Origin of the sequence: Puniceispirillum sp. (SeqCode), assembly GCF_965657105.1 — a bacterium.
Lineage (GTDB): Bacteria > Pseudomonadota > Alphaproteobacteria > Puniceispirillales > Puniceispirillaceae > Puniceispirillum.
Map to the genome: position 1 here is coordinate 1 of NZ_CBFHNB010000062.1, position 12,814 is coordinate 12,814.

General features: G+C 47.2%; 11 protein-coding genes. 3 read left to right on the plus strand and 8 right to left on the minus strand.

The window, feature by feature from the left end; all coding sequences use genetic code 11:
- Together ACTF7Q_RS08750 and ACTF7Q_RS08755 are read left to right on the plus strand one after the other, a co-directional pair.
- On the plus strand, positions 1 to 1,315 hold a 1,315-nt coding region (locus ACTF7Q_RS08750), incomplete at its 5' end, for a hypothetical protein (protein ID WP_438997460.1).
- A 2-nt stretch (positions 1,316 to 1,317) separates the two neighbouring features.
- Positions 1,318 to 1,932: a DUF3726 domain-containing protein gene (locus ACTF7Q_RS08755; protein WP_438997461.1), complete on the plus strand. Its 615-nt coding sequence runs from the start codon at positions 1,318 to 1,320 to the stop codon at positions 1,930 to 1,932.
- A 7-nt stretch (positions 1,933 to 1,939) separates the two neighbouring features.
- On the opposite strand, the gene ACTF7Q_RS08760 is transcribed toward ACTF7Q_RS08755, so the two are convergent.
- The 8 genes from ACTF7Q_RS08760 to ACTF7Q_RS08795 form a co-directional block, all read right to left on the minus strand.
- The gene (locus ACTF7Q_RS08760) at positions 1,940 to 3,382 is read right to left on the minus strand and encodes an aldehyde dehydrogenase family protein (protein WP_438997462.1); all 1,443 of its coding nucleotides are present in this window, start codon (positions 3,380 to 3,382) and stop codon (positions 1,940 to 1,942) included.
- A gap of 147 nt (positions 3,383 to 3,529) precedes the next feature.
- The gene (locus tag ACTF7Q_RS08765) at positions 3,530 to 4,441 is read right to left on the minus strand and encodes a DMT family transporter (protein ID WP_438997463.1); all 912 of its coding nucleotides are present in this window, start codon (positions 4,439 to 4,441) and stop codon (positions 3,530 to 3,532) included.
- 173 nt (positions 4,442 to 4,614) lie between these two features.
- Positions 4,615 to 6,114 (minus strand): alanine/glycine:cation symporter family protein, encoded by a 1,500-nt coding sequence (locus ACTF7Q_RS08770; RefSeq protein ID WP_438997464.1) that lies wholly within the window; start codon positions 6,112 to 6,114, stop codon positions 4,615 to 4,617.
- Between the two features lie 50 nt (positions 6,115 to 6,164).
- Positions 6,165 to 6,599, minus strand: a complete 435-nt coding sequence (locus ACTF7Q_RS08775; protein ID WP_438997465.1) for a universal stress protein — start codon at positions 6,597 to 6,599, stop codon at positions 6,165 to 6,167.
- A 327-nt stretch (positions 6,600 to 6,926) separates the two neighbouring features.
- Positions 6,927 to 7,841 carry an ABC transporter permease gene (locus ACTF7Q_RS08780; RefSeq protein WP_438997466.1) on the minus strand — a complete coding sequence of 305 codons (915 nt, stop codon included), beginning with the start codon at positions 7,839 to 7,841 and terminating at the stop codon, positions 6,927 to 6,929.
- 7 nt (positions 7,842 to 7,848) lie between these two features.
- The gene (locus ACTF7Q_RS08785) at positions 7,849 to 9,114 is read right to left on the minus strand and encodes an ABC transporter permease (RefSeq protein WP_438997467.1); all 1,266 of its coding nucleotides are present in this window, start codon (positions 9,112 to 9,114) and stop codon (positions 7,849 to 7,851) included.
- A gap of 60 nt (positions 9,115 to 9,174) precedes the next feature.
- Positions 9,175 to 10,266 carry a polyamine ABC transporter substrate-binding protein gene (locus tag ACTF7Q_RS08790; RefSeq protein ID WP_438997468.1) on the minus strand — a complete coding sequence of 364 codons (1,092 nt, stop codon included), beginning with the start codon at positions 10,264 to 10,266 and terminating at the stop codon, positions 9,175 to 9,177.
- A gap of 109 nt (positions 10,267 to 10,375) precedes the next feature.
- Positions 10,376 to 11,488, minus strand: a complete 1,113-nt coding sequence (locus ACTF7Q_RS08795; RefSeq protein ID WP_438997469.1) for an ABC transporter ATP-binding protein — start codon at positions 11,486 to 11,488, stop codon at positions 10,376 to 10,378.
- 342 nt (positions 11,489 to 11,830) lie between these two features.
- Here ACTF7Q_RS08795 and ACTF7Q_RS08800 point away from each other — a divergent pair.
- A partial coding sequence (locus ACTF7Q_RS08800) for an aminopeptidase P family protein (RefSeq protein ID WP_438997470.1) occupies positions 11,831 to 12,814 on the plus strand: 984 nt, incomplete at its 3' end.

Consider the following 12,814-nt stretch of genomic DNA (forward strand, 5'->3'; position numbering starts at 1 on the left):
AGCAGGCCGCATGTCAGATGGCGAGTTTGTTTTGTCACGGGCAAACAAATCCGTCAGACTGTTTGATTATGTTCGTGACTGCCTTGCCGCTGGCACCCAGCCGGATCTGGCAAAGATAGAGCCCATCGGCTATCTCATGCGGACAAGTGCCGTTTATGGATCTGGAAAATTTGGCGCCGCAGACCGGCATGAATGGGCGGACCGCCCCGAATTTGCAGGGTCTTTTCAACCCGAATTACTTGCCGTGTGGCTGATACGTGCCTTTACTATAGACATGGTTGAACATATGGCCAAAGTTCAACAGCCTGATACAGCCGTGACACTTGCCCCTGATATCCGTCGCCGGATTGGTGTTGGCAATTCCACAGGCCTTGGCATGGCACCATTTCTGATCAATCATCCGGCTCTGATCCATGCGTGGATAAATGCCCGCGAAACAGCTTTGGGGCGGGTGCGGGCGATAGCCTCGACTGACACCGCGACATTGGCGCATTTTATATCGCTGGTGAAACGTGCGGCTATCAATGCTGATGCGTGGCAGGTAGAGCATCCATATCAAAATTCAAAAACCGAAGGCTTGCGCAAAGACCTAACCTGTCTTTTGACGTATCTGGAGCCTTTCAATCAGGATCAGGATTATCCTTGGGACGCGATATATAGATGGGGAACTGACAATTTGACTATCGAAGGACAAGAACAACTCGTATCGTTGCTTATCGAACCCTTTGGTAATCTTGTTGACGATCTTGCCAGCACCATGTCTGCCGATGAAACAACTCGCCATATCATTGACGGAACCCAGACAATAGAGACATTTCGCGCGCTCATAACCACCCAATATAGCTGGGCGAACATCCTTGATTTTTCCCAGAAAAGCGAACAGGCGCGCGTCTGGTATGTATCTGAAGAAAAGCTAGAGCCGCGACTTGGCAACCGGTTTGAAGAGCCGATTGCCCCATATGAGCAACCTCTAGCGCCCGGGCGGGATGTGATCGCCTGTTATGAAGCCATGAAAGGCTGGGGAGACAATGATACCCTAGCCACGTTTTTAATGGCACATCCCGAACATCGGCATATCGTGCGCCGCGCCCAGCTTATAAATGGCCTCGATTATGCTGAAATACGCGATAATACAATCGCTGCCGATATGATGCCGATTGATCTTTTGCGTTGTAAATTGTCATTCTTTGGCGCTACCAAATTTGATCCTCGGTCAGATCGCTGGTTACGCATAACAATGTATCAAGGCGCCCCCTTCCCCGAAGAACTGGAAAATCTGGATCCTGATGATCTGGTTTATCCACCGTTGCAATAGACATGTCTGATGTCAGTTGGTCTCTTAGCGAAACTGGTGCACTTGCCCTGAAAGCCGCAAGAGGCGCTGGAATGTCATGGGGGCTAGCCGAAGAGGCCAGTCATGCCGTCATATGGTTAGCTCATCGCGGTGCCCCAGGCATTGCTTCATTATGCCGACACCTCACCTGGTATAAGGCAGATCATGCAAACAAGTCCGAACAATGCCCCATTGCCATTGGAGCGGCTATCTCTGATGGTGCCATAGCTTTGCCTTGCGACCTTGGCATCATTCGTGAACCCTTACTTCTTGTGCCTTTTATATCCGCCAGCACACGCCATAATGAATGGACGCTACTTATAGACGAACTGACAATCGATATTAGCGCCAGCGGCTTTTCCAGTGATATCATCAATACGGCACTGTTAATTGAAAATGCCAGATGCCGTATTAGCCGCGGCATGCTTTCTGCCAAAACCATTGCAAAACATAAAGCATCGGCAACAATCAGTCGCATTCCTGCCACGGCATCGGCCTGTATCAAAACATTTGAGGCCTTTGCCCATCACACATATGCGCCATCGACTGAGCAGTCACGCCTTGCAGGAGCAGGTTCAGGTCTTAGTGATAACGATTAAAGATTGCTTAGGCGTCAACAATTCCACTGATTGTTTTGACTTCAAGAAATTCTTCAATACCCATTGCACCACCTTCACGGCCAACGCCTGATTGCTTGAACCCACCAAATGGGCTTCCTGACGCGCGCGATGACCCATTCACCTGCACCATGCCGGCACGAAGCTGGCGCGCGACACGATGTGCCCGTTCGGTGTCACCAGTTTGTAAATAGGCCGATAGTCCGAATGGCGTATCATTGGCGATTGCGATTGCTTCATCTTCAGTATCGAATGGCATAATTGATAAAACCGGGCCAAAGATTTCTTCGCGCATGATCGTCATGTCATTATTTGTATCAGCAAAGACCGTAGGCCTTACAAAATATCCCCGGTTAAAACCATCTGGGCGACCTACACCGCCAGCAACAAGGCGTGCACCTTCATCAATACCTTTTTGAATAAGATCCTGTACTTTGTTGAATTGTGCTTCTGAGACCAGAGGGCCAATATGGGCACCTTCTTTTGAAGGCATATCTACCTTGGTTGCATCCGCGACTCTGGCAGCCACTTCGACCGCTTGATCATAGGCACTGCGCTCGACAAGCATCCGCGTTGCCGCGTTGCATGACTGACCTGTATTATTAAAGCAGAATTTTGTGCCACGCGTTACAGCGGCTTCAATATCGCAATCGTCAAAAATCAGATTAGGCGACTTGCCTCCCAATTCCAAAGACACGTTTTTGACACTATCGGCGGCAGCCTTTGTAATCAAAATGCCAGCACGCGTTGACCCGGTAAAGGAGACAACATCAATATCAGGATGTGATGACATGATTGAGCCAGCACCGACGCCATCGCCATTAATCATATTAAAGACACCCGCAGGTAAACCGACTTCATCAACCATTTCGGCAAATAGCATGCCTGACAACGGGGCAATTTCGGATGGCTTTAACACCATTGTACAACCAGCTGCGATGGCCGCGCCGACTTTCAAGACAACCTGATTCATGGGCCAGTTCCATGGCGTGATCAACGAAACCACACCAGCGGGTTCATAGGTTAGATCCTGACCAACTGTGCCTGGGCGCAATGGGCGCACCCATTCAAAACCAGCCATTGTGCGAATAAAGGCTTTGAGATGCGATGATCCCGAACTGGCTTGCTCAGAAATAGCCAGATCAATTGGCGCGCCCATCTCATCAGAAATAGTGTGTGCCATCTCACGTTCGCGTGCCTGATATACCTCAAGAAGCTTTTTCAAATAATCCAGACGCTCTTCTGGTGATGTCATTGACCATGCCGGAAATGCGCGCTTTGCCGCCGCAATCGCTGACTCGGTATCGGCCTTACCCGCAAGCGTAATGGAAGCATATTCTTCTTCGGTTGCCGGATTAATAACCGGAACAACCCGCCCATCAATGCTTTTAACCCACGCGCCATCAATATAGAGATCTGTCTTATCAATCATGCCATTATCCTGTCATTACCAAATATACGCAATGACCGCTTATTGCGGAGAATTCGTATATCTGGGTATAAATAAATGTTCAAAAGGAATATTTTAAAACACATCTTTTCAACAACCACGGCAACAAAATCTTGTCAAGCTAGGTCGTTACTGTACCAGTGCTTTCTTACCTCTTTCTGCCATGTAAATACCGCCAAGCACGAATGCAAGCGATAAAATATGATAAAAATGCATAACCTCGCCTAGAATGATCACTGCAAATAATGCCGCAAACACTGGCACCAGATTAACATATAGGCCTGCGCGGTTAGATCCCGCCAGTTCAACCCCACGCATAAACAATACCTGCGCCAATAACGAAGGAAAAATGGCGCAATAAATCACTATGAGCCATCCTTTTAAACCGGGCATGACAAGGCTACCTTGGGCATATTCTATGGCAGTAGATATTGTTAACGTCACCACTGCAGCAGCCGAGAAGAATGCCAGCATCAAGACGGGCGACATAACAATCCTACGACTCAAGCCTACTGTGTAGCCGGCATAACAAAGACACGCCACCAACATCAAAAGGTCTCCCACATTGAACTGGACGCTTTTGATCACGCTAAATGAACCGCCACTGACCAATAACACCACCCCTGCAAGCGAGAGGGCAAGGCCACAAATTTGCAAAAGGCTAATCTTCGTCCGCAAGACAACCAGACCGATAAGCATGACAAAGGCAGGAATCGACCCTTGCGTGATACCAAGATTGACGGCTGTTGTATGTTGCGCGGCCAGAATGAAAAAAACAGTAAATCCAGCCATGCCAAAAGCGCCCATCAAAAAAACCCAACCAAGCCGTTCCTTTACTGCTGGTAATTGAGATATGAGCTGTTTCCGGCAAAATACAATCAGCACCAGCAGACATAAAATCCAGCGCAATTCCATCAACAGCATTGGTGAAATTTCATTAACCGAAATGCGCGCTGCGATCGTATGAGCTGCCCACATCATGGTGGCTAATGTCAGAACCACATGCGGTGTGTTCCATAAATGTAAAAGAAACGCTGGCATCAAAAACCCACTAGATACTATCTGCTCCAAACTGAGCAATATAGTATTTCATTCTGCGCATATTTCACAGGAACATAATAGATGTAAAAATACCCCGGCGTAAACCGGGGCATTTATCGACGTTTGCTTAGTGAATAGTGGCAAACCTATTTGTCAGGCTCTGGATAGTCACCTTACTTGAACTTCTTGATTTCTCCGCTATCCAGTCGGGCCATATAGGAATCCATTTCCGCGCGCACAACAGGTGCGAGGAAATAAAGACCAAGGATGTTAGGTACACAAATCAGGAAGACCAGCGCATCCGAAATATCCAGCAATGGTCCAAGCTGAACCATACAGCCCAAGGCAACAAACGCACAGAATATGATTTTATAAATATTCTGCCCTCTTTCACCTTCACCAAACATATATGTCCATCCCTTAAGCCCGTAATAGGACCACGAGATCATCGTTGAGAATGCGAATAGTACCGCGGCCAAAGCAAGCGGATATGGGAACCATGAGAATTGTCGCTCAAAGGCCGATGATGTCATGGCAATACCTATCGCATCTCCAGCAAAACCGGGATCAGCAACCTGAGATGTGCCGATGACAAGAGCTGTGATCGTACAAATCACAATCGTATCAATGAACGGCTCTAATAGAGACACATACCCCTCGGTTACTGGCTCGTCTGTGCGGACAGCCGCATGAGCGATTGACGCTGAACCAATACCAGCTTCGTTCGAGAAGACAGCACGCTGGAAACCAATGATCATGGCACCAAGCGCACCACCTGCAACACCCTCACCAGTGAACGCACCGCTAAAGATATTGGCGATCGCTTGGGGTATCGAGGCATAATTTAGTAAGATAACGATCAGAGCAAAAAGGCAGTAAAATACAGCCATGAAAGGAACGACCTTTTCGGTCACCTTGGCGATTGATTTAATGCCACCTATAATAACCACAAAGACAACCGCTGCCAGAATAAGACCGACAAGCCATCCCAGTCCATCCAATGCGCCACCAGAAACGTGGTTTAACTGCACATATGCCTGATTCGATTGGAACATATTGCCAATACCGAGCGCACCAATAAAAATACCAATCGCATAAAAGGTGCCGATGAATTTTCCAAACCCATCCATGCCGCGATCAGCAAAGCCCTTTTTGAGATAATACATAGGACCGCCCGAAACCGAGCCATCCGGATTTTCAGATCGATATTTAACACCAAGCGTACATTCGACAAACTTGGTGGACATGCCAAGAAAGCCCGCCACAATCAGCCAGAACGTGGCACCAGGGCCACCAACGGTCACCGCAACGGCAACCCCACCGATGTTACCGATACCAACCGTACCTGAAACAGCTGTTGCTAAAGCTTGGAAGTGAGACACCTCACCCGCACTATCGGGATCAGCATAATCACCACGCACCAACTGAATGGCATGCTTAAATCCGCGCAGATTTACAAACCCCATGTAAAACGTAAAGTAAACAGCGCCAGCGACAAGCCAAAGTACAACGACAGGCAACTGGGCACCAAAAACCGGGATTTTGAAAAAGACGATTTGACCAATTAAAATGGCAATTGGCTTTGTTATATTGTTGATAGTCTCGTCAATTCCCGCATGCGCCGAAGTTATAAACAGCAACGAGAATATGAGTGGAAGAATAAAGCGATACATTGATAAATTCCCCTTTTTTAGCTTTGCATCCGCGATGACCTAACCGGTCATCATGGTACAACAGTGATTGGGACTTCAGATGTCTGAATGAGGCTTCCTGCCACGCTTCCAAACAACAATGATTTGATGCCTGATTGTCCACGACGGCCAATCACGATCTGATTTACATTATGTTTTTTGGCGAGTTCGTTGAGCGTTTCCACCGGAGCTCCATGACGGACAATTGATTCCGCTTTGATATTATGACCGTTAAGTTTTTCCATTGCCGGGTCAATAATCGTCTTTTTGGCGCGTGAAATTTCCCCCTCACGACGCTTATGCCGTTCGGCATTTTCTTCAGGTGTATTGAATGAATAGGGAGACCATTCAATGACATAGGCGACAATCAACTCAATACCGCGATCATTGACCTGAGCTATAGAATATTCCAAGGCACGGTCACCACCTTGGCTACCATCAACTGCAAGTAATATGCATTGTGTCATAACCAACTCCTCAATTAGCGCGCACAGGTCGAAACTTTCACCTGTGGGCAGACGTAACAGAACGAAACGGTAAAACAAAATAATGGTAATTTAGTAATGCAATCTATAGTTATAAAATTGTAATAAAACTATGATTTACCTATCTGACTTTCATATTTAAAAGACAAGGTGTCAATAATCAAACAATAGCATATTTATATAAATATACATCTTTTGGTTTATTTATATAAAACAAACAACAATCGCTGAGTCCGAGATTTTAAATCGCGATAGACCCATGCCAAAATGCATTAACGTGCAGGTCAGGCTTCGTTTATATGGGTAAGACTAGCTTGTGGTTACACCACGCAGGCGGTCTGAACGGCGGCGAAGCAACTCAATCACTGTCAGCAGAATAACAGACAATATAACCAGCAAAGTGGCCACTGCCAGAATTGTCGGGCTAATCTGTTCACGAATACCTGACCACATCTGACGTGGGATGGTGCGCTGTTCAGGGCTGGCAAGAAACAGCACAGCCACCACTTCGTCAAATGACGTGATAAAGGCGAACAGCCCCCCTGAGATGACCCCGGGAATGATTAGTGGCATCTGCACCCTGAAAAAGGTCGTGATTGGTCCAGCACCAAGTGAATTAGCAGCCCGCACCAACGATTTATCAAAACCAACAAGGGTTGCCGTCACTGTAATGATGACAAATGGCGTTCCCAATACCGCATGCGCCATGATCACACCGATATAGGTCTGGCTTAGCTGTACTTTGGAATAGAAAAAGAACATGCCCGCTGCGGTAATAACCAGCGGCACAATCATCGGTGAAATAAGAATTGACATGATTAGCCGGCGATATGGCATTTCCTCACGACTCAGACCAATCGCTGCCAAAGTCCCAAGTGCCGTCGATAGCAATGTCGCACAAATACCAATGAAGAAGCTGTTACGAATAGCCCGCATCCATTGCGAGTTATTCCATGTATCACTGATCCACGCCCAGTCAAACGGCGCATCCGGAATTTTCATTCCATTCGTAAGAATGTCTTTATACCAGCGCAACGAATAGGCTTCAGGATCAAAAGCCAGCATGCCTTCAGTAAAGCTGAAATATGGTGACACATTGAATGACAACGGCAAAACAACCAAAATGGGCAACATCAAAAACATGAACACAAGCCCGCATATCACCCGGAATGTGTAATGCCAGATCCGTTCACCAGTCGAGGTATAGGGAGGAAGTTTTGCCATAATCGCGCTATCCCAACTTCATATTATCGATGCCAATGATGCGGTCATATGCCCAATAAAGAAGCAAGACGCATCCTAGCAAAATACCACCAAGAGCCGCCGCCAGCGACCAGTTCAGTGATTTTTGCATATGATAGGCAATCATGTTCGAAATCAATTGGCCATCTTGTCCACCAACCAAAGCTGGGGTGATATAATAGCCAATTGCAAGAATAAAGACCAGCAATCCACCGGCGCCGATACCCGGAATTGTTTGCGGCATATAAACCTTGATAAACGCCAATGTTGGCGTTGCCCCAAGCGAACGTGCCGCCCGCATATAGGATGGTGGGATTGTCTTCATGACTGAATATAATGGTAGGATCATGAATGGTAATAAAATATGCGTCATCGCAACGATAGTCCCTGTCATGTTATAGATCAGAGAAAACCGTCCATCATCGGTGGCAATGCCTATCCACACCAGCAGATCATTGATCACCCCCTGAGATTGCAAGATAGCAATCCATGCGGTGGTGCGAACCAGCAAGGATGTCCAGAAAGGCAATAGCACCATAATCATCAGTAGATTCGACGTTTTCAGTGGTAAGGTGGCCAATAGATAAGCAACTGGATAGCCTAGAACTAGGCATAACAGCATGACGCTACCCGAAATCATAAATGTCCGGATAAACAGCTTTACATAAATTTGTCTGTTTTCATCAACAGCAACAAAATCACCTGTAACAGTAAGAGTCTTATCAACCGAGGACGCATAAAACCCAGGTGTCAGACTATCTGACGTTAATTTCATCGCCTGCCAATATTCGATTTGGCCCCATTTCTTTTTGGTTTTGATAACGCTTTCTTTAAAGGGTGCTTCTAATTTATGCGCTTTGCGGGCGGTGCCGGTAAATAATGACCGCGCACCTGAAAGCTGTTGATTTACGCGTGATCCCACTTTACCTGCGGTTCTTTCCTTGCGCGCCACGATCAGATCAGCGACCAGCGCCGCATACATCTCTTCTGTTGGTTCGCTGACCCCATCCCACGCCGCAAGCTGGACAGTTGTTGCAGGCATAAGCCGTTCAAAAGTATCGTTATAGACGCCCTGCCACATCAGGGCGAAGATCGGGATCACAAAACTGGCCAATACAAAACCGAATAGCGGTAAAACCAAACCAGCAGCCCGCAAACGGCTACGGAACATGGCCTGTGCCAGCTTTTTCTTAAGCGGTGTACCATCGGCAGCCACAATTGGCGCGGTATTCATATTTTCGGAAGTGGTGTTCATAATATCTCAAATATAAATAAAAGAGGCGGCCATAAAACAACCGCCTCAAATGTTTGGTCTTTACTTAGACAGCCAAGAATTGAAACGCTCGTTCAACTCATCAGCGTTATCAGCCCAGAATTCAAAATCGTTCTGCAACGCATTTTTGAAGTTAGCAGGCGCTGTTGGCATATGATCAGCCATGTTGATCGCTGCATTATCATGGTAGGTGCCAATCTGAGCAACTGATGAAGCGCGGGCTGGTCCATATGAAATCCATGATGCCTGTGCGGCAAGCTGCTCAGTAGCAGTTGAGAATGCAAGAAAGTCCAATGCCGCTTCTTTGTTCTTGCTACCTTTTGGAATGACCCAGAGATCAAGGTCATAAATCTGACCATCCCATACCATTTCAAATGTCTGGTCTTCAGCCGCAACAGCGTTGAATACACGACCATTCCATGCGGTTGTGAAGATCACTTCGCCGTCAGCAAGCAACTGTGGTGGCTGCGCACCAGCTTCCCACCAGACGATATCGTCTTTGATGGTATCAAGTTTGGCAAATGCACGTGCAACACCTTCTTCAGTACCTAGAACGTCATAGACATCACTTGTTGGAACACCATCAGCGATCAATGCGAATTCCAAAGTTACCTTTGGATTTTTACGCATGCCACGCTTGCCCGGATAGGCCTCGGTGTTAAAGAAGTCAGCCATAGTTGTTGGTGCGTTCCAGTTACGAACCTTGCTTGAGTCGTAAACATAGACAGATGACCAGATGATGTTTGATACAGCACAATCATGCAATGTGCCTGGCAAGAAGTCATCTTCCGCTGGCGTGCCATCAGGCGCTGGTGGCAACATGCTGTGATCGATTTCTTCAAGAAGACCTTCATCACAAGCGCGGATCGCGTCGGACAATTCAACGTCAACAATATCCCATGTTACGTTACCTGACTCAACCTGTGCTTTGATTTCGGCAATGCCCCCACCATAATCTTCCGACACAATGGTTTTGCCTGTCTTCGCCATCCACGGCTTATGATAGGCTTCGACCTGTGATTTGGTGTAAGCACCACCCCACGACACGACTGTCAGATCACTCGCTACAGCGCTACTTGCTGTAAAGGCCGACATTGCCGCGATAGCGACAATTTTATTGGTAAGTTTAGACATATTATTTTCTCCCTTATTGTTACCCCTTATGGGGTTCTACGCACATAACGATCCAGGGTGTTTTACCTTACACTTTATAAGGACCGTCAATTCATGACCATTGTCATAGTCAAACTGTTGTCCTGTAATCCAGCGCTCGGCAATCATCCGTATTCCACGAGACAAATAATTCAGCACCAATTTCGAGCCCTAGAGACCCCGCCGTATTTGGCACCTTTACGATAAATTGATCATTGCCAGTCACCATCATGCGGCACCGGATATGATCGCCTAAATAGATGAGTTCCAGCACTTTGGCACCTAGCGCGCTCATCGACTTTGATTTTTTGTCAGTCAACACGCACCTCTCTGGACGGATAGACAGCATTGTTTTCGTGCCCGCACCGTCAATATTCACGGCCAGCGCCTTAACCATATCACCTGTATCAAGCTTAACGCTGGCAACATTACCGCTTACATTATCCACAACACCTGGAAGCTGGTTATTTTCGCCAATAAACTGAGCCACGAATGCGTTTTCCGGCTTTTCATACAGTGTCACCGGATCGTCAAGTTGCTGGATGATGCCATCATCGAACACCGCAATCCGGTTCGACATGGTCAAAGCCTCGGATTGGTCATGCGTTACATAAACAACCGTCACGCCTAAATTTTCATGTATATGCTTAATCTCATACTGCATATGCTCACGAAGTTGTTTATCAAGCGCGCCAAGCGGCTCATCCATCAAAACAAGACTAGGGTTGAAAACCAGTGCCCGTGCTAGCGCGATACGCTGTTGCTGACCACCCGAAAGCTGGGCTGGTTTACGATCAGCAAACTGCCGCATCTGCACCATATCCAGAACGTTACGAACTTTGTCTTCTACATCAGACGAACTGAGCTTGCGGACTTTAAGCGGAAAGGCCAGATTTTCAGCCACCGTCATATGCGGAAACAGCGCGTAATTTTGAAATACCATGCCGATACCGCGTTTATGCGGAGGGATGTTGTTGATCGCCACATTATTAAGCTTGATGTCACCATGCGTTGCGGTTTCAAAACCGGCAAGCATCATCAGACAGGTTGTTTTACCCGAACCTGATGGCCCAAGCATGGTTACGAATTCACCCTCGGCAATATCAAGGTTCAGATCCTTGACCACAAGCGAGACACCATCATAGCTTTTTTGAACACCCTGAAATGACACAAAAGCGTTTTGCGGTGCGGACATAACTGACATTTTATAATACTACCAAGGTAATTTATCTTTATTTATTAATTTGTTTAACAATGCTTTCCATGCCTGGCATATGTCAATCACTTTCTGGCTCTTTAGAGTGGCATAACATTGTCTTAGAGTTCAACAATCCATCCCCAATATCCAGTGCTTAATGTGACCAACAGCAATGCCAAAAACGATGCACGCTTTACGGCACAGCAAAAACAACACCCCCATAATAGAAACTACATCATCATGTTTTGCAGTCGGAATCTAAATGCAATAAATTCGATTGACCGACTCTTTATTTTTCTCTAATGCCAAAAATAAAGCACGATTATAAATAGTTTACGGGAGTGTAAAATGGCCGACGATCAGATGCTTCATGTTACCCGCTGGCATAATGGGGAAAAGACCTTCCAGCCTTTCACATCCGGTGAAATGAATCGTCGTAGTGATGCGATGATGGCCATAATGGGCAATCTGGATATTGATGCCTGTCTTTTCACATCCTATCATAATGTCTGCTATTTTTCGGGCTTTCTATATTGCCAGTTTGGCCGCCGCTATGGCGCGGTTCTCAGCAAGGATGGCGTCACCACAATTTCGGCCGCGATCGATGGTGGCCAGCCATGGCGCCGTTCGACAGGCGATAATGTGACCTACACCGATTGGCGCCGTGACAGCTATTTCACCGCTCTTAAAGACCTCCTAAAAGGAGTAAAGCGCCTTGGCATCGAATTTGACCATGTCAATCTGGACCTGAAAACCCTGCTTGAGGAACATTTTCCGGGGGTTGAGCTGGTTGATTGTGCCGCCGCCGCTATGGATCTACGCACCATCAAAAGCGCCGAAGAACATGTGCTGATCCGCAAAGGTGCCGAAATATGCCGCGTTGGTGGTCGAGCTGTCATGGAAGCGGTCAAGGCAGGCGTTCCCGAGCATGAAGTGGCTATTGCCTCGTCAAATGCCATGGTGCGGGCAATCGCTGATTCCTTTCCCTTTGTCGAATTGATGGATACATGGACCTGGTTCCAGTCCGGCATTAATACCGATGGCGCGCATAATCCGGTCACCAACAAGCTGATCGAAGATGGCGATATATTATCGCTCAACACCTTTCCGATGATGTTTGGCTATTATACCGCGCTGGAACGCACCCTGTTCTGCGGGTCGGCATCGAACGCGCATCATGATCTGTGGCAGAAAAACTGTGCTGTTCACGTACGCGGTATGGAATTGTTAAAGCCCGGCGCGAAATGTGCCGATGTGGCCGCCGAGCTGAATGAAATGTATCGCGAATGGGATTTGTTGAAATACCGGTCATTCGGCTATGGGCATTCCTTT

What these genes read in the sequence shown, in the direction of transcription:
- ACTF7Q_RS08755 (WP_438997461.1), top strand. Translation starts at nt 1,318, where the DNA reads ATGTCTGATGTCAGTTGGTCTCTTAGCGAAACTGGTGCACTTGCCCTG.
- ACTF7Q_RS08760 (WP_438997462.1), bottom strand. Translation starts at nt 3,382, where the DNA reads ATGATTGATAAGACAGATCTCTATATTGATGGCGCGTGGGTTAAAAGC.
- ACTF7Q_RS08765 (WP_438997463.1), bottom strand. Translation starts at nt 4,441, where the DNA reads ATGCCAGCGTTTCTTTTACATTTATGGAACACACCGCATGTGGTTCTG.
- ACTF7Q_RS08770 (WP_438997464.1), bottom strand. Translation starts at nt 6,114, where the DNA reads ATGTATCGCTTTATTCTTCCACTCATATTCTCGTTGCTGTTTATAACT.
- ACTF7Q_RS08775 (WP_438997465.1), bottom strand. Translation starts at nt 6,599, where the DNA reads ATGACACAATGCATATTACTTGCAGTTGATGGTAGCCAAGGTGGTGAC.
- ACTF7Q_RS08780 (WP_438997466.1), bottom strand. Translation starts at nt 7,841, where the DNA reads ATGGCAAAACTTCCTCCCTATACCTCGACTGGTGAACGGATCTGGCAT.
- ACTF7Q_RS08785 (WP_438997467.1), bottom strand. Translation starts at nt 9,114, where the DNA reads ATGAACACCACTTCCGAAAATATGAATACCGCGCCAATTGTGGCTGCC.
- ACTF7Q_RS08790 (WP_438997468.1), bottom strand. Translation starts at nt 10,266, where the DNA reads ATGTCTAAACTTACCAATAAAATTGTCGCTATCGCGGCAATGTCGGCC.
- ACTF7Q_RS08795 (WP_438997469.1), bottom strand. Translation starts at nt 11,488, where the DNA reads ATGTCAGTTATGTCCGCACCGCAAAACGCTTTTGTGTCATTTCAGGGT.